The organism is Sphingomonas sp. RS6 (assembly GCF_054489705.1).
This window is the reverse complement of record NZ_JBTMWM010000006.1, coordinates 175,389-192,930: the sequence shown is the minus strand read 5'-3', so window position 1 is coordinate 192,930 and position 17,542 is coordinate 175,389. Positions and strand designations below refer to the sequence as shown.

Sequence of the window (17,542 nt, the reverse complement as noted above, 5' to 3'; positions counted from 1 at the left end):
CGGACCCGACATCGTCGTGAATAGTTTATAACCACTATTGAATAACAACATCCGCCATAAATGGATAACGACGAATAAAGGTTAAAATCACCTGGCCATCTCCTAAGGAAATAATCGTAAGAATTTGAAATTCGCCGAGAGAAATTCCCCTTCTTCAGTATTTAATCGGAGTATATTTGGGAAGCACCTCCAGCTTTGGCGAGCACCGTCACAAAAACTGACGACAAGCCACTCTCGGAGCGAAAAAAGAAAATGAAACGGGTCCCACTCCTTCTCGCGGTCGCGCCGTTGGCCGTCGCGATGCCAATCTTCCCCGCCAACGCAGCCATCGCCATGCCCGATCCCGCACGCACCTCGGACGGCGCTGCCGCCGACCCGGATCAGGACGGCGCCACCAAGCCCGCCCCGGCAAAGAAGGTCTTCTCCACCGGCGTGGCGAAGGGCCGCGACATTCTGGACAGCGCGATCTCGACCAGTTCCCTCGAAGAAAGCGAGGTCCGCAAGCTCGGCGCGCGGTCGCTGAGCGAAGTCCTGCGCACGCTCCCCGGTATCCGGGTGGAAGCATCGTCAGGGGAAGGCAACGCCAACTATACCATCCGTGGCCTGCCGCTGGCGTCGGGCGGTTCGAAGTATATGCAGATCGAGGAAGATGGATTGCCGGTGCTCGAGTTCGGCGACATCTTCAACGCCGCCTCGGACATTTTCATCCGCGCGGACATGAACCTCGCCGCGATCGAGGCAATCCGCGGCGGTTCGGCCTCGACCTTCGCTTCCAACTCGCCAGGCGGCGTGATCAACCTCATCTCGAAAACGGGGGACAGCGAGGGCGGCTCGATCGAGGCAACGACCGGCCTCGACTATGGCGAGAAGCGCGTCGATTTCGATTATGGCACCAAGCTCAGCGACAAGCTGCGCTTCCATTTCGGCGGCTTCTATCGCAGCGGGGAAGGCCCGCGCGATATCGGCTATAACGGCTATCGCGGCGGGCAGGTGAAGTTCAACGTCACCCGCTCGTTCGATGACGGCTTCGTTCGCATCTACGGCAAGCTGCTTGACGACCGGTCACCACAATATGTGCCGGCGCCCGTCCTGATCGGCGGCACGAACGACAAGCCGACGTTCAAGAACGTCGCGAATTTCGATCCGAGCAAGGACTCGCTGCTGTCCAGCAACATCGGCACCTTCCTCTCGCTCGATCGCAACAATCTGCCGATCGCGGAGAATTTTCACGACGGCATGCACGCTGTGTCGAAGTCCGTCGGGCTGGAGGCGCAATTCAAGATCGCCGGCTTCTCCTTCACCGAACGCGCGCGCTATTCGGCCAACTCGGGCGATCTCTATCGCATGATCCCGGGGAGCATCAACGACGCCTCGGCAATCGCAGCCGGCATCGGCGGCGCGGGCGGGACGCTGAGCTACGCCACCGGCCCGAACCGGGGCCAGGTGATCGCCGATCCGGCCAACCTGAACGGCAACGGCCTACTCGCCAGCGTCTATATCGCCAAGGTCAAGCTGCACTCGCTCAACAACTTCACGAACGATCTGCGCGCCAATCGCGTGTGGAAGGTCGGTGGCGGCGATCTCACCGTCACCGCGGGCGTCTACAAGGCGATGCAGACGGTCGACATGGACTGGCTCTATTCGACCGAGATCCAGGACGTCGTCGGCGGCGGCCGGGCTTCGCTCGTCGATGTGAGCAATGCCGGCGGCACCAGGCTGACCCAGGACGGCTATGCCGCGTTCGCGATCAACAATCTCAGCCTGCTCCATCGCGCGTTCAATGTCGATTACGACATCACGGCGCCCTATGGGTCGGTCAATTATCACATCGGCAAGCTCGCGCTCGGCGCCAGCGTCCGCTACGATGTCGGCAGCGTGAACGGGACGGTTTACGGCGCCGATCTCGGCGGCGGCCGCAACGGTCTGATCGCCTATGACTTCAACAATGACGGCGTCATCTCTCAGGCAGAATCGCGCACGGCGGTTCTGCCGCTCACCCAGCCCTCGCCGGTCAATTACGACTATCACTATCTCAGCTACTCGGTCGGCATCAATTATCGCATCGCCGAGCCGCTGTCGGTGTTCGCGCGATACAGCCGCGGCGCCCGGGCCAATGCCGACAAGATTCTCTTCACCTCGGCGATCAACTACAACAGCGGCGATCTTTACGACTCCAACTCGGCCTATGACACCGTCCGTCAGCTCGAAGGCGGCGTGAAGTTCCGCCGGCCGGGCCTTGCGCTCAATCTGGTCGGCTTCCTCGCCAATTCGGAAGATCAGAACATCCAGTCGGGCTCCGGCCTCGGCACGGCGCGCACCTATCGCGCGTATGGGGCAGAGTTCGAAGGCAGCATCAGCCGCGGCCCGTTCAGCCTCAACGCCGGTGCCACCTGGACCAGGGCGAAGATCACCGAAGACCTGCTCAACCCGGCGATCACAGGGCTCCAGCCCCGCCACCAGCCGGAATTCACGCTTCAGCTCATGCCCCAGGTTGAAACCAAATGGGCCACGTTCGGCGCGAGCTCGGTCACGATCACCAAGAGCTATGCGCAAGACGTCAACCAGCTCCGCATGCCGGGCTTTACGGTGGTCAACGCCTTTGTGCAGTTCCATCCCCTGCCCAATGTGCAGCTCAGCGTGAATGCGAACAACGTGTTCAACACACTGGGGTATTTCGAGATCTCGCAGGGAACGATGCCTGCCAACGGCATTGCCTGGGGCCGCGCCGTCAATGGGCGGACCATCTCGAGCTCACTGCGTTTCTCGTTCTAAGCAGCTCTGAGGGAGAACGTCATCGGGCCATTCCCGGCAGGGGGTGGCCCGATTCCGTTGCTGCGTTTCCGGATCCGGTGGTGGTTCGGCGAACCCGCCGGTGACGCTCGGACACAAAAAAAGGGCTGCCGCTTGCGCGACAGCCCTTGAGGAAGGTGCGGGACACCTGACTTCAGGCGGCGAGCGCCGCGATCTTGTCGTTGGCGCCGGAGAGCACCACGGGCGAACCCTGGGCGCGGCGGCGCTGGAGCCAGTCCTTGAGCAGCTCCGCACAGGTATGATCGAGCGCTGCAAGCCGCGACACATCGAGCCGCACCGGCTCGCCACCCGGGATCGCCTCGAGCCGATCGGACAGCTTCGGCAGCGTGATGAACGTCGCCGATCCGGTCAGCGCGATCGTCCGTTCGCCACCGATTTCGTGTTCGTCCACCTTCAGGCGCAGGCGACGGAGGTTCGGCAGGAGTTCGAGCAGCGAGAGCGCAATGCCGACAAGCACGCCGGTCAGCAGATCCTCTGCCACCACCAGCGCGAACGTCACGCCCCAGATCGCTGCGGGCAGCACGCCGTAATTGGCGAACAGGTGGCGGACATGCTTGAGGTTGACCAGCTTCGCACCCGTCACCACCAGCACCGCGCCCAGCGCCGCCATCGGGATCTCGCGCAGCAACCACGGCAGCAGCGCGACGAAACCGAGAATCCAGACGCCGTGCAGGATCGCCGAAGCACGCGTTACGGCGCCCGCCTGAACGTTGGCCGAACTGCGGACGATAACGCCCGTCATCGGCAGCGCGCCGGCAAAGCCGCACAGCAGGTTGCCAATGCCCTGGGCACTCAGCTCACGATTGTAGTTGGTGCGAACGCCGTCGTGCATCCGGTCGACCGCAGCAGCCGACAGCAGCGTTTCGGCGCTGGCGATGAACGCGAGCGCGAAGGCCGCGACGAGCACCGACGGGTCGATCAGCCGCGCAAGAAAGCCGGTTTCGGGCGGTACCACCGCCGCCAGGATGTTCGACGGCACATCGACACGGGTGACCTCGAGGCTGAAGGCGAACGCCACCAGCGTCGCCGCAACCACGCCGACCAGCGCACCGGGCAGCAGCCGAACCGCCTTGGGCTTGTACTTGTCCCAGCCCAGCATGGTCACGATCGTGATGATGCCGAGCAGCAGCGCGAGTTCGGCAGCAGCGACGCTCGACGACAGGCCGAGCAGACGACCGGGCATCGCCGCCAGATTGTCGAGCCCGCTCGACAGCGGACGTGCATCGAACAGAACGTGATACTGGCCGACGACGATCAGCATGCCGATACCGGCAAGCATTCCGTGCACGACCGCCGGGGAAATCGCGCGGAACCAGCCGCCGACGCGAAGAAGGCCGGCAGCGACCTGGATGAGGCCGGCCAGGATCAGGATCGGTCCGAGCGCGGACAGGCCCTGTTCGCGCACCAGTTCGAACACGATCACTGCCAGTCCGGCAGCAGGACCACTTACCTGCAGCGGCGAGCCGGCGAGGAAGCCCACGACGATGCCGCCGATGATGCCGGTGACGAGCCCCTTTTCCGGGGGCACGCCCGAGGCGACGGCGATGCCCATGCAGAGCGGCATCGCCACCAGAAACACCACGATCGACGCCGTGAAATCTCTGGCAAAGGATTTGGGCTTGGGCGCCGCGGGCGTTGCCGCGGTTGCTGCGGCCTCGCTCATTCGGCGGCCTCCGCCAGCGCGAAGTCGGTCGCCAGCCGCTGGCCGGCCTTCAGCGCGACGGGCAGCGGGCGATCGGCGCGGATCGGCGAGAAGCGACCGGTCTCACCGTCAAGACCGAGCACCTGGCCGGCGCTGATGTCGACGAACCAGCCGTGAAGCGCGATTTCACCACGCGCAATCCCGGCCGCAACCGAAGGATGCGTGCGCAGATGAGCGAGCTGGACGACCACATTTTCCAGGCTGGCGGCACGAACCGACGCGCCATTCTCGAGATCGCTATAGCCATGATCGACGACGCACTTCGCGGCGTGGCTGTGGCGCAGCCAGGCCGCGACGTTGGGCATGCCGTCGAGCATTTCCGGATTCATCAGCGCCTTCATCGCGCCGCAGTCCGAATGGCCGCACACGATGATGTCGCGCACCTTGAGCGCCGACACGGCATATTCGACGGTCGATGAAACGCCACCATTCTGCGTCGCGAACGGGGGCACGATGTTGCCGGCGTTGCGGCAGACGAACAGATCGCCCGGCTGCGCCTGCATGATGTGCTCAGGCACGATGCGCGAATCGGCGCACGAGATCATCAGCGCCTTCGGGCTTTGTCCGTGCGCGGCCAGCTTCGAATAAAGCGCGCTCTGGTTCGGAAACACCTGTTTCTCGAAATCGACCACGCGTCCGATGAGTTCGTTCACGACAAGCTCCCATATACCGGCCCGCGCAATGCGGGCAGTGAAGGGTTAACCTACCGGCCGGGTTTTGCCGCACTGCGGCGCGACTGTAAGGAATTGTTTCAGAAGGCGCGGGAGGAGCGCTGGTCAGCCGCCCGGCAGCGCGATCCGGGCGCTCAGTCCCCCGCCCTCGCGGTTGCGGATCGTGAAGCGCCCGCCCTCTGCTTCCACCGCGCGTGCGACGATCGACAGGCCGAGCCCGAACCCCACCGTGTCGCGCGAACGAGCGACATCCAGCCGGACGAAGGGCTGGGTCACCCGCTCCAGTTCCTCGGCCGGTATCCCCGGCCCACGGTCCTCGACGCAAATCAGCGTCTCGTCGCTCATCTGTTCAACGCGGATGCAGGCATGCCCGGCATAATGAACGGCATTCTCGACCAGATTGTTGATCGCGCGCTTCAGCATCACCGGGCGGACCAGCCGTTCAAGGTGCGCTGGCCCGTCGTAAACCACATCGCGGCCCTGGTCGGCGTGATTGTCGGCGATCGTTGCGCAAAGCACCGCCAGATCGACGCGCGCCGGCGCTTCGTTGTCGCCCTCCCCGCCCAGAAACGCGAGCAGGGAGGCGATCATTGCCTCCATTTCGCTGATATCCGCGTCGATCGCTTGATAGACTTCGGGATCCGTCACGCCGTCGGCGCGCAGCCTGAGCCTTGCCAGCGGCGTGCGCATGTCGTGACCCACCGCCGCAAGCGCCTGCGTTCGATCGGTGATCAGGCGCTGGATACGTGATTGCATACGGTTGAATGCGCCGATCACCCGGCGCAGTTCACGCGGGCCGGCCTCGTCCACCGGCGCCACCGGCCCCGCGCCGAAACGATCGGCGGCGTCAGCCAAACGCCGCATCGGCAGCAACATCCGCCGCACCATCAGCCCGCTGATAAGGATGAGCGCCAGCGCCGGCGCGAGCGCCAGCAGCACGCGCGCGGAACCGAGGTCGGCCCGGTGAACCTGTTCCCGCGTGCGGAAATACATCCAGCTTCTATCGGGCAGCATCAGCGCCCCGACGATCAACGCATGGCGATCCTGCGACGTCAGCCGCAACCGGAGATCGGCGGTGGCGAGGCCTGGCTCCCAAAGCAGCACCTGCTCATAGATCGGGTCGAGTTCGCGCTGCGTTGCCAGCGCAGGCGGCAGCGACTCCATCCACTGCACTTCGTAGCGCGAGGTGGTCAGTTCGGTTGCGAGAGCCGGTCGCGCAGCCGGTCGCTTTTCGGCCAGCAGCTTGCGCGAAATCACCAGATGTTCGGCGAGCCGCCGCGCCTCGTCATCGCGCACCGAAAACTGGCTCGCACGCTCGTAAAGGAGCGTCGACACACCGAATTCGATCAGCACGGTCAGCAGCAGCACCGCAAAAATCTGGCCGATCAGGCCGAGCGGTGCGCGGCGAAACAGCCTCAACTGCGCGTTACCGCCACGTTCAGCGTATAGCCGACGCCGCGCACCGTCACGATCGGCGCCGCATGTCCGGCATCGGAGAGCTTTCGCCGCAGCCGGCTCACCAGCACGTCGATGCTGCGGTCCGAACTGTCGCCCAGCCGCGTGCGCGACAACTCGATCAGCCGCTCGCGCGAGATCACCCGGCCGGCATGGTCGCACAACGTCACCAGCAGGTCGAATTCGGCACCGGTCAGTTCCACCACCGCTCCCGTCGGCGACAGCAACTCGCGCCGGGGCAGGTTCACCGTCCAGCCGTCAAAGCTGATCACGCCCTGCGGCCGCTCCTCGGCGTCGCGCCCTGCCCCGCCACGACGAAGCACCGCGCGCACTCGGGCGATCAGTTCGCGCGTGCCGAACGGCTTGGGCAGATAATCGTCCGCGCCGAGTTCGAGGCCCACGACGCGATCGGTCTCGCTGCCCTTGGCCGAGATGAAGATGATCGGAACCGCACTCTTTTGGCGAATTGCGCGGCAGAGATCGATGCCGCTGGTCCCCGGCAGCATCACGTCGAGCAGCACCAGATCGACCGGGCCGTTCTCCAGCGCCAGCCACATCTCGGGCGCCGACGATGCGGGCCGCACCAGATAGCCATTTTCCTGAAGCGCGCGCGCAGTCAACGTCCGCAGCTGTGGATCGTCCTCCACAAGCACGATCGTGGGCAAGGTCAGCGCTGGTTCCCCGGCATACATGCGCACTCAACTAGGTGCGCCAACGGCCGACGTCAACGAGACTGAGGATCGCCGTCTTGCCCGGCTCGCCCACACCACGAAAACGCCGCGGCGATGGGATTCGCAGTTGCTGCTCGCCGCAGCCGGCTCACTTCACGTCGCCAGTTCTTGGAACGAACTTACGACATTTGTTCGATAATGAAGGCCACAGCATCTTTGCATGACACGAAACCCCTCGCGAGTTGAACAAATTGCGGTCAAACAGAAGAATGTCGTACTCTTGCCGAAGAGGGGGGGATTCGGCATGACGCAGCACAGCCGAAAATATTGCGATCTGGTGATGAAAGGGGGGATCACCAGCGGAATCGTCTATCCAAATGCAGCGATCGAGCTGTCGCATGAATATCGCTTCAAAAATATCGGCGGCACTTCGGCCGGGGCGATCGCTGCTGCTGCGTGCGCTGCGGCCTCGGTCGGCGACCGGCGGCAAGCGGTCGGGATGTCGCTATCGGGAGCGCCAATGCCAACGGCGTTTGAAGGGCTCAAAGCCGCCGCGGACGCACTCGCGACGGAGCATTTCATCTATCGCCTGTTTCAGCCCGCCCGCGGTCTGGCGATGCGCTATCGTGCGCTGGTGCGGCTGATCGCTGCACGCACACCCCTCGCGAAACTGGGTCATCTCCTGGTTTTTGGCGCCCCCGCCTCGCCGCTCGTGACGCTGCTGCTGCTGGTGCCGCTCGCGCTTTTGCTCGCGTTCGGCGATGTGCATGGCTGGGCGGCGTGGCTGATCGTGCCGCTTGGGATCGGTTTCATCGCGATTGCGACGATCGCTTGGTCGGGGTGGCGGATGCTCGATCTCGTCCGCGCCAATCTGCTCGGGCTTTGCACCGGACGAAGGGTGACGGGTATCGGCCGCGCATCCGCCCCCGCGCTCACCGAATGGCTGCACGATCAGCTTCAGGCGATGGCCGGCCAGCCGCCCGAGCGTCCGCTGCTCTTCAACGATCTCGCAGCCGCGCCGCGCTATCCCGGCGAGCCGGCGGGCGGCGATGCGCTGACGCTGCGGATGATCACCACCGATCTCTCGCACCAGGAGCCGCGGACCCTGCCCTTCCAGGATGCCGGCTTCTGGTTCCGCCGCGATCAGTTCGAACGACTGTTCCCAGACAGCGTCGTCGACTGGCTGACCAGCGACGAGACGCGCTGCGTCCGCCGCGACGGGCATGAATATTATCCGCTGCCGCACGGAGCGGACATGCCGGTGATCGTCGCGATGCGGATGAGCTTCAGCTATCCGATCCTCCTGTCGGCCGTGCCGCTCCACGAATCGGTGACAGCGGCGGCGAGCACGCCCGAACGTACCGCCACCCTGATGGAGGCGACCGACGCGCTGGCGAGCAGCCGCTCGTGCGAAGCCGCGCCCGGGCGCTTTCGGCCCTGCTGGTTCTCCGACGGCGGGCTCAGTAGCAACTTTCCGATCCACCTGTTCGATGCGCCGCTGCCACAATGGCCAACCTTCGCGATCAATCTCGCCGACGATGATGCAAGTCGCCCGCCGGACGCGCCGCCGGTCCATCTGCCGAACGCTGACGAGGCCGCCCCCCGCCCCCGCTATCGCTCGATCGCCGCCTCGCTCGGCCCGTTCGAAGTGTTCTCGTATCTGTGGAGCATGGTCGGCACCATGCAGAACTGGCGCGACCTGTTGCTCGCGCGCGCGCCGGGCAATCGCGAGCGCATCGTCGACGTGTTTCTCGAACCCGACGAAGGCGGGTTGAATCTCGACATGCCGGCCGCGACGCTCGGCCGGATCTCGGCGAAAGGCAGCGCGGCGGGCTCGCTCCTTCGCGACAAATTCAGGTTCGACGCGCATTACTGGGTCCGCTGGCGCACACTCGCCGCCGCCGTTCAGGCTTATGAGGTGCGCGCGGCCGCCAATGTCGATGCCCGCCCGCAGATCGCCGATTTCGTTCCGGCCTATCTGGCGGTCCAGCACGGCGTCACGCCGACGGGCATCTATCCCTTCACCGACGTGCAGCGGGCCGAGGCGGTGGCGCTCTACGAACGGCTGATCGAACAGGGCCGGCATTGGGGAACCCAAGGCGCCGGACTCGCCGCCGGCGCGCCGCAACCGGGGACACAGGTGCAGATCAGCCCGATCTATTGAGCGGCGGCGCCTCGGGCGCATCGTCACCGACGGCATGCTGGACCAGCAGCGCGAGCGCGGGCGGATCGGTCACCGTGATGCTGCGGCGATCCTGCCGGATCATCCCCTGCTGCGCCAGATAACGCAGCTCGCGAGTCACGGCCTCGCGGTGCGTGCCGATCCGCGCGGCGATCGCAGCATGGGTCGGCGCCGGATCGATCTTCGCTTCGGCGCCCGCCGCATCGGCGACGCACATCCGCAGCAGTTCGCAGTGGAGCCGGCTGCGGACGGGGAGCGCGTTGAGTTCGAACACCCGCTCGGTAAGCGCCCGGATCTGGCCTGCAAGGCGCCGCGCGAGCCAAAGCGCCGCCTCGGGGATCTCGCTTACCGCGCTGCGGAAGGCGGCGGCGTCGATCGCGACAAGCTGGCAATCGGTGAGCGCGACGACTGACGCCGATCGCGGCGCACCATCGAGCACGGCGATCTCCCCGAACATCGCGTCCTCGCCCAGATCGCGCAGGATCACCTCGCGTCCGCCGATCGAATAGAGCGTGACCTGCACCCGGCCGCGCGCGACAATATAGACGCTGTCCGAGGTCGAGCCGACAGAAAGCAGGATTCGCCCGCCCTTGGCGGTCATCACGCCGGCTGCCGGGGCCAGGCGATCGGCGAGCACTGCCGGGAAGATCCGGGCCATGACGTCTCGCGCGACGACGCTCTGCATAGAGGCTCCTGCTGGGGCTTTCGCCTTTGATGCCCCAGCCTTAGCGCGTCCCGGCCGGCGCGCAAAGCCGACCCGGCTTGCCCGATCGCCGCGCTTTCGACCATATAGGGGGGCACAGGGGGGCCGGCATGAATCGTCAGACGGGCGATGCTTCGTTGGAATCGACGGCGCGCGCGCCGGGCGAGCGACGATATCTGACCATCCTGTTCGCCGATCTTTCGGGCTCGACCGCGATCGCCAACCAGCTCGAAGCCGAGGAATATGACGAGATCCTCGCCCTGCTGCGCCGTGCGTACGAAACGGTGGTGGCGGCACATGGCGGTGCGGTCGCGCAGATCAGCGGCGACGGCATGGTCGCGATCTTCGGCCACGAACTCGCATCCGAGGATGATGCCGTCCACGCGGTCGATGCCGCAATCGAACTGCACGACCGGATTCGAACGCACAGCGCCGAGTGGGAACGCCGCGGCGTTGAACTTCGTCTCCATTCCGGCATCCATTCCGGACTGGTCTTGTTGCGCTCGGGCGACGCGCTCGGCGGCCGATACGAGCTGCCCGGCTCTGCGACCAACCTGGCGGCGCGGCTTTGCGATGCGGCGGAGGCGGATCAGATCCTGGTCAGCGACGCGACCCTCGGGCCCGAGCGTCACCGGTTCGAATTCAGTCGCCGCCCGATCACGATCAAGGGCCGGAAACTGCCCGTCCCCGCCCTGCTCGTCACGGCTCGCGCCACCGAAGTGCGCGGCCGGTACGGCGCGAGCGTGCGCAAGGGACTGACGCCGTTCGTTGGTCGTGGCCCGCAACGCACCAGGATCGGCCGCGCGCTCGCCCGTGCGATGATCGGCGGGGTCGAGGTCGTCGCGCTGTCCGGTCCGCCCGGCGTCGGCAAGACCCGGCTGGCCGACGAATGCCTTCGCGCCGCCGCGGCGCAGGGCTACGAGGTGCTGCGCGGCGAATGCGAACGCGGCGGGGCGCCGTTGCTGCCATTCGTCCAGATCGCCAAGGGTGCGGCGGACCTGCTCTCGACCCCCGTGGACGGGTTGGAAAGCGCGATCGTATCGGCTGCGCAGCATGCCCGGCTGATCCTGTTCATCGACGACTGGCATCTTGCCGATGACGCGAGCAGAGAGCTGCTCGCGCGGCTTCGCACCCGCGACGACATCGCGCTCCTGATCCTGTTGACCGTCCGCACGCCGGCGGCGCCGGTGGCTGCGGACGTCATCGAACTCACCCCGCTCGACGGGGCCCATGCCGATCGAATCGTGCAAGCCCTGGTGCCCGCCGCCGACCCGATCCTGGCGCGCGACGTGCGAGCGGCATCCGGCGGCAACCCGCTATACATCGAAGAGATTTGCCATTCGATCGAGGGGGGCAGGCACGCAGCGCAGCCGCTCCCCGCCAGCGCCTGGATCGACGCGCTGGTCCAGTCGCGGCTCCAGCAGCTCGCGGCAGACGACGCCGAATTGCTCCGCGTCGCTTCGGTCATCGGCGCCGTCGTCGATCGTTCGCTGCTGACGGCAATCGATCCCGCGGCGGCCGACGAAGCCAGGCTGGCCCGGCTGGCGGACGGGGACTTCCTGTTCCCCGGCGAACGTCCCGGCACGCTCCGGTTCAAGCACGGCATCACGCGGGACGCGATCTATCAGGCGATCGGCCTCCGCGATCGCCAGCGGCTGCACATGCGGATCGCCGAGGCGCTCACGCGAAGTTACGCCGATGATCCCGCGGCCCTGCCGGTCGAGGTGCTGGCACGCCATTATGCGCGCGCCGGGGACGATGCGATGACGGCTGATTATGCGGAGCGCGCCGGCGATCGGGCGCTGTCGCTTTCGGCCCTCGATCGCGCGCAATCGCATTACCGATCGGCACTAGCGGCGCTTGATCGCCTCCCGCCATCGGCCGAAAACGCGATCCGGTGGAGCCGCATCGCCCAGCGTTACGGGCGCGCCGGCGTCTTCGATCCCAATCACGATCAACTCGCAATCTTTCGCCGCGCGGTCGAGCGCGCCGATGAACTGGGCGACAGCGCCGCGCGGGCATGGGCCTATTACTGGCTGGGCTTCATTCACTATGGCCTGGGCGAGCCAATGGCCGCCATCGCGCACGAGGAGCAAGCGTTGCTCGCGGCGGTTGCCACGCAGGACCGCGCATTTGTGGGGCAGATCCGGGCCGTGCTCGGTCAGGCGCGCGCGGCCGCGGGCGACTATGCGGCCGGGCTGCAACTGCTCGACGAGTCGATCGCCGAACGACGGGCCAGCGGGCTCAACCGCCCGTCGTCGAGCCTTGCCTATTCGCTGTCGTGCAAAGCGCTGGCGCTTGGCGATCTCGGGCGTTTCGATGAAGCCGAAGGGCATTTCGACGAGGCGATGGCCGCCGCCGCTGGCGCACCGCGCGAAATCCAGCTTTCGGTTCGAACGCAACGGGCGGCGGTATGTCTGTGGCAGTATCGCTTCGAGGATGCGCTGGCACTCGCGGAGCAAAGCGCCGAGCTGTCACAGCTGGTCGGCAGCCGCTATTCGCTGGCGATGAGCCGCGCGATGACCGCCTATGCCCAGTGGGCGGTCGATCCCGCATTCGACCCCGCACCGGTGCTGAACGATACGCTCAACTGGCTGGCGCAGAATGGCCGTCACCAGTTCATCTCGCTGGCCTATGGCTGGCTTGCCGATGTTTCCGCCGCCGCAGGTCGGATCGCGGAAACCCGCCACGCCGCCGCTGGCGCCTTGCGGCGCGGTTACCGGCGCGATCGGCTGGGCGAGGCGATGGCGTTGCGGGCGCTTGCGCGGATCGCTCCGATCGGTGGGACGCGCCGCCCCGCCGGGCACTGGCTCGACAGGGCGGATCGCGCTGCACAAGAGCGTGGCGCCGTTCACGATCTTGCGGTCAACGGCTGGTTCCGGGCAGCGCTTACGCCGACTCCGCCGCCCGATGCACAGGGCAGCCCTTGTCAAGGTTCGCAGGCGATGCTGGCGCTTTCGATGCGACCGGCGGCGTCGGTCCGGCTCCCCCCGTTACCGGTGCCGGCGGACTCAGCTTGACGAGCAGCGGCGCGGGCAGCGCCTCGATCCGGCCCGCCTCGAACAGCCCGCTGACCAGACCGAGCATCGTTCCCATCGCCGCCTTGTAGGCGGGGCAGGCGTGGAGCGGGAACGTCACGCCACCGCCGCTTGCCTGCCGCTCGCCGCCGAAGATCGGGCAGATGTCAAGAACGCCCGAGGCCGCATCTTCCGACATCGCCGAGACGATGCTGATGAACACGCGCTCGCCCTTCTTCACGGGCACGCCGCCGAGCATATGATCCCTGGTCGCCGTGCGCCACAGCATGTCGGGCGACGGGCGCTTCTGCATGGTGAGCGCCAGCGGCTTCCACAGCGCCGCCTTGGCACGCTGGTAAGGGGAAAGATCGCGCTGGGCGAGCAGCTCATCCTGAACGCGCCACAGCGTCTTTTCCTCGAGCCAGTCGTAGAATGCCCAGCGCAGGCTGCCATCGGCCGGCGGCAGGAAGCCGGTCATCACGCCGATCAGCGTGCGTGCCAGCTCATCGTCGTCGGTGAAGATTTCCGCCATCGCCTTGGCCAGCCGCGCCTGCGGCACCCTGCCCTGCCGCCGCAGCGCCTGGAAATGATCGCGGACCGCCGCGCGCAGCCCCTGGCCATGCGCCTGGCCATAGGCCTGAACGCGCGGATGCGGATCGGGATAGAAGCAGTAGCGGGACGGCGACATGTAATCGCCGGGGCAGTGCGGCACCCGCTCGCCCGCGCCACTGCCGATCGGCGCCCAGCCCCAGCCGCCGGCCAGCACATGCGGCACGTCGAACCGGTCGAGCGCATGTTCGTGGAACTGCGGGACGGGAAAACCGTCGGGCACGCCGAACCACGCATTGCACACGCCCGCCAGCACGTGATTGATGAAGTCGCGGCGCAGGTCCAGCTCGACCCCGCCCTCGAACGCGCCGTCCATCTCCTTGCGGACGAAGCCAAGCCACTGGTCGGTGATCATGCGCGAGATGTTGAACGCCTCTTCCTCGCTGATCTCGAAGATCGCGGCGTTCACCCGGTCCGCCTTTTCGTGATATTCGGGGGACTCGTCCATCCCGAGGAAGATTTCGCCGAAGGACTGGCGCATCCGATCCATCTGTCCCGACATCGAATAGACGCCGTCGGGATCGTTATAGACGTGCATTACCAGATCGCGGCTGCCGACAAGAACCACCTCGTCCGGTGACGCGACCTCGTTGCACATGCCATAGGGCGCGCGGATCACCCCGCCATGATCGGCGCGGATCGCCGCCCACAGCCCGCGTGCCTCGTCCTTCTCGCCCGGATCCTTCGCGGCGAAGTCCTCGATCTCGATCTTCCAGCGCTCGGCCGCTTCGCCGCGCTGATCGGGCGAGCCCGCCGCCAGTTCCTGCAGCTGCGCGATCCTGCGGCGCCCCGCCGCCAGCGAGACCTGTTCCCGCGCATTCGCCCTCGCGCCCTCGTCGCGATAGCCCGGATTGTCGGCGATGTAGCGGATCGCCGCCATCGACGGCACGAACAGATAGGCGCCCCATTCGAGCGTCACGAACGTCTCGGGCGTCACCCGGCGGGTGCGCGCGCCATCGGCAAAAGCGAACACCGATGGCCCCTCCGCCGGCGGCAGTCCCATGATCGGATCATTCTGCCACGACGCCACATCGGTAGGATTGCCGCCATTCACCCAGCGCTGGATGGTCTCGTACTGCTCGCACAGATTGGCGTTGTAGCACATGAACATGATGCCGCGCTCGGCGTCGGGATCATCGTCATAAAGCGGGCCATAGCTCATGCCGCGCCGGAGGATGCGCGGCGACGGCAGATTGCTCGCATCCTGTGCCTCGCGCCGCGGATTGACCCGCCGAATGTGCGCCTGGAGCGGGCATCGCAGCCCCTTGGGATCGTCGTCATAGTCGAAATTGTTGCCGCGCGCGCCGAGGCCGGGATTCGCAAGCGGCGTCCCATCCGGATACCGCCCCATCATCTTGCCCATCAGCGACTGTTCGGACGAGGCCCGGCCGGCCTCCACCTGTTCGCGGACGAAGGCGCGAAAGGCCGCGACATCCTGGCGAAGCTTGCGCACGACCAGGAACGTGCCGTTGTCCAGCACGGCGCTGGGCGTGGGCGGCGCATCGGTCCGGCTGTTCGAATAGCCCCAGAACAGATCGCCCAGCGGCAGCGCCTTGGCATCGGCGTTGGCATCGGTGGCATAATGCGGCTGGCTGATCCCGTCGGCATAGCCGAAATGCTCGTTGCCCGTGCCACCGGCGGTGCGCGACATCGGCTGCACCGACAGCAGGCGCACGCCGTTCTCGGCACCCAGCGTGGCGACCTTGACGATTTCGGCATGCAGCGGATGGGTCGCATCGCCGACGCGATACTCGCCCTTGTGGCGATGGGTGCTGCGAAGCTGGACGACGATGTCGATCTCGCTCATCTCGACCACCGGCATCGGCTTCGGCCCCGCGTCCCCCGCAGGCCAGTTTCGCGCCGGCAACCGCCAGCGCCGGGGATGATGCTCGCGCAGGTCGCCGAGCAGGCCGGAGCGCTCCTCCATCCCCTCGCGGAATTCCTGCGGGAACCGGGCGAGATCGTCGTCGGACAGGCCGATATTGACGAGGCCGTGACGGGTGAACGCCAGGTTGGTGCAGAGCGTATCGTCGTCAGGGTCCGCCGTCGCTTCGCTCTCGACCGGCAGTTGCGCAACGAAGCGCCGCGCCGCCGCCGGGTCGGTGATCCGCATCATCAGCAATGCGCCATGCTGCACCGGGCGCTTGCCGCGGCCATAGCTGTGGATGATACCCCCCTGCACATCCTTGGGCTGATAGCCGAGGCGCGGCACATGCCCGTTCGCCAGATCCGGTGCGCCCGGCTGCGCCAGCCATTGCAGTTGCTCGTGCACCGCCAATTGATGCACCGGCGCCAGCGCCTGGGTGTTCCAGCCCTTGAGCAGATGCTGGGCGGCCCATAGCAGATAGCGGCCATCCCCCTCGCGGTGATCGGGCGGATAGACGTCGGTGAGCCGGTACAGCGCAACCAGCGCCTCGACGCCGAGCCGGTCGCTTTCCAGCTTGGTTTCCGGCGATTCGCGAAGCCGCCGGGCCGCAGCCTCGGCATCCTCCACCGTCACCCCGGTCGCCCTTACCCGCTTGTTCGCCTCGCGCTCGAGCCGCTCGATCTGCAGCGCATACTGCACATCGTCGACGCTGTGGCCGCTCGCCGAATAGAAGAAGTTGCTGTCAACCTGGCTGTCGCGCACCCATTTCAGATAGTCGGGAAAGCCGTGCTCGGTGGCGGTGACATAGCCTTCGCAATTGCAGAAGATCAGATCGAGCAACGGCCCCAGCGGGTTCCAGATCAGCCGCATATAGGGCTCGAACGGCCGGTCGAACGTTGCCGCGAGCAGCACGCGCTTGGGCTCGGTATCGAGAATGGCGATGCGATAGTCGAGCAGCGAGTGTATCCGCGCCGAGGTGTCGACGAATGGCTGGCGCAGCGAATGCTCCCGCGCCGTCGCGCGCAGCTTGAACAACCCTTTCAGCACCATGCGCAGCCGCGATTCGAACGTCACGCTTTCGAACGAGTCGACGAACCCCCGGCGGATCGGTGCCGTGAGCGTCAGATCGCTCACCGATTCCAGATGCTTGCTACTGATCAGCTTGTTCACAGCCACTTCCCCCGCCGTTGCGCCAGCCGAACGGCCCGCTCCCCGGCTGCCAATGTGCATGAACGGTGCCGAAACATTCTGTGAGTTTTCGCACTTCGCGGCGGCGCCACCGCTTGGTGTGCGAAAACTCACAGCGCGCGTGTGCGCTACGTCACCGCCCTATTGCGAGGTCGGGCGCAAGGCGGTGGAAGATCAAGGGGTTCACAGATGTCCGCGATACCGTCCCACCCATCGCTTCCGATACCGACGCGCCGGACACGCCCGCCAGCGCGCCGCAATGGCAATAGCGTGGGCGTTTCGCCCGCGCCGCACCGCCCGGCGGGTGCCCGGCAACTGGCCGACGCGCTCGATTCGCTGTCGACGGCCGTGGTCGAGGCGACGGGGAGCTGGGCCTTCCTGGCGTCGGAGCGCATCCAGCTGATCGATGCCGCCCACAAGCTCGCCTGGCTGTTGTTGCGCGTCCACCGCAACGAGGCGCAGATCGCCCGCCATCCCAGCACCGCCGCCGCCGCACTCGCCACCGTCGGCGCCACGCACAAGATCCTAGCGGTCACCCGTCTTGGCGACGGCCAGGAGGCGCTGTCGGATCTGTTCGACCTGACGCATCAGGTCGACGAACTGCTCCCTGAATCGGCGCGGATCTTTCAATAATCGCCTGGGCATGCGCCGCCGGAACTGACCCGG

Annotated in this window: 9 protein-coding genes and 1 pseudogene; 4 read left to right on the top strand and 6 right to left on the bottom strand. The window is 66.3% G+C overall.

Going from position 1 to position 17,542, the window contains the following annotated elements; translation table 11 throughout:
* Positions 1-300: 300 nt before the first annotated feature.
* Positions 301-2,772 (top strand): TonB-dependent receptor domain-containing protein, encoded by a 2,472-nt coding sequence (locus ACX40Y_RS12965; RefSeq protein ID WP_459119987.1) that lies wholly within the window; start codon positions 301-303, stop codon positions 2,770-2,772.
* A gap of 172 nt (positions 2,773-2,944) precedes the next feature.
* On the opposite strand, the gene ACX40Y_RS12960 is transcribed toward ACX40Y_RS12965, so the two are convergent.
* From ACX40Y_RS12960 to ACX40Y_RS12945, 4 genes are all read right to left on the bottom strand, one after another.
* Positions 2,945-4,474 (bottom strand): SulP family inorganic anion transporter, encoded by a 1,530-nt coding sequence (locus ACX40Y_RS12960; protein WP_459119986.1) that lies wholly within the window; start codon positions 4,472-4,474, stop codon positions 2,945-2,947.
* A complete protein-coding gene (locus ACX40Y_RS12955) occupies positions 4,471-5,166 on the bottom strand; it encodes a carbonic anhydrase (RefSeq protein ID WP_459119985.1) in 696 nt (231 codons plus the stop codon). Before ACX40Y_RS12955 ends, ACX40Y_RS12960 begins: the two co-directional genes overlap by 4 nt.
* A gap of 123 nt (positions 5,167-5,289) precedes the next feature.
* On the bottom strand, positions 5,290-6,603 hold the full coding sequence (locus tag ACX40Y_RS12950) for an ATP-binding protein (protein WP_459119984.1): 1,314 nt from the start codon (positions 6,601-6,603) through the stop codon (positions 5,290-5,292).
* Positions 6,600-7,310 carry a response regulator gene (locus tag ACX40Y_RS12945; RefSeq protein WP_459120004.1) on the bottom strand — a complete coding sequence of 237 codons (711 nt, stop codon included), beginning with the start codon at positions 7,308-7,310 and terminating at the stop codon, positions 6,600-6,602. The genes ACX40Y_RS12950 and ACX40Y_RS12945 overlap by 4 nt, the downstream gene beginning before the upstream one ends.
* Positions 7,311-7,614: 304 nt before the next feature.
* On the opposite strand from ACX40Y_RS12945, the gene ACX40Y_RS12940 reads away from it, so the two are divergent.
* Positions 7,615-9,474 carry a hypothetical protein gene (locus ACX40Y_RS12940; RefSeq protein ID WP_459119983.1) on the top strand — a complete coding sequence of 620 codons (1,860 nt, stop codon included), beginning with the start codon at positions 7,615-7,617 and terminating at the stop codon, positions 9,472-9,474.
* Here the strand turns inward: ACX40Y_RS12940 and ACX40Y_RS12935 are convergent.
* The gene (locus ACX40Y_RS12935; protein ID WP_459119982.1) at positions 9,458-10,177 is read right to left on the bottom strand and encodes a Crp/Fnr family transcriptional regulator; all 720 of its coding nucleotides are present in this window, start codon (positions 10,175-10,177) and stop codon (positions 9,458-9,460) included. The two genes, ACX40Y_RS12940 and ACX40Y_RS12935, sit on opposite strands and share 17 nt — an antisense overlap.
* A 128-nt stretch (positions 10,178-10,305) precedes the next feature.
* On the opposite strand from ACX40Y_RS12935, the gene ACX40Y_RS12930 reads away from it, so the two are divergent.
* On the top strand, positions 10,306-13,215 hold the full coding sequence (locus tag ACX40Y_RS12930) for an ATP-binding protein (protein WP_459119981.1): 2,910 nt from the start codon (positions 10,306-10,308) through the stop codon (positions 13,213-13,215).
* Positions 13,216-14,884: 1,669 nt separating this feature from the next.
* Here the strand turns inward: ACX40Y_RS12930 and ACX40Y_RS12925 are convergent.
* Positions 14,885-15,472, bottom strand: a pseudogene (locus ACX40Y_RS12925) (Dyp-type peroxidase); the annotation flags it as partial.
* Between the two features lie 1,674 nt (positions 15,473-17,146).
* Between ACX40Y_RS12925 and ACX40Y_RS12920 the strand changes: the two are divergent.
* On the top strand, positions 17,147-17,509 hold the full coding sequence (locus ACX40Y_RS12920) for a hypothetical protein (RefSeq protein ID WP_459119980.1): 363 nt from the start codon (positions 17,147-17,149) through the stop codon (positions 17,507-17,509).
* The last annotated feature ends 33 nt before the right edge of the window (positions 17,510-17,542 follow it).

What these genes read in the sequence shown, in the direction of transcription:
- ACX40Y_RS12965 (WP_459119987.1), top strand. Translation starts at nt 301, where the DNA reads ATGCCAATCTTCCCCGCCAACGCAGCCATCGCCATGCCCGATCCCGCA.
- ACX40Y_RS12960 (WP_459119986.1), bottom strand. Translation starts at nt 4,474, where the DNA reads ATGAGCGAGGCCGCAGCAACCGCGGCAACGCCCGCGGCGCCCAAGCCC.
- ACX40Y_RS12940 (WP_459119983.1), top strand. Translation starts at nt 7,615, where the DNA reads ATGACGCAGCACAGCCGAAAATATTGCGATCTGGTGATGAAAGGGGGG.
- ACX40Y_RS12935 (WP_459119982.1), bottom strand. Translation starts at nt 10,177, where the DNA reads ATGCAGAGCGTCGTCGCGCGAGACGTCATGGCCCGGATCTTCCCGGCA.
- ACX40Y_RS12930 (WP_459119981.1), top strand. Translation starts at nt 10,306, where the DNA reads ATGAATCGTCAGACGGGCGATGCTTCGTTGGAATCGACGGCGCGCGCG.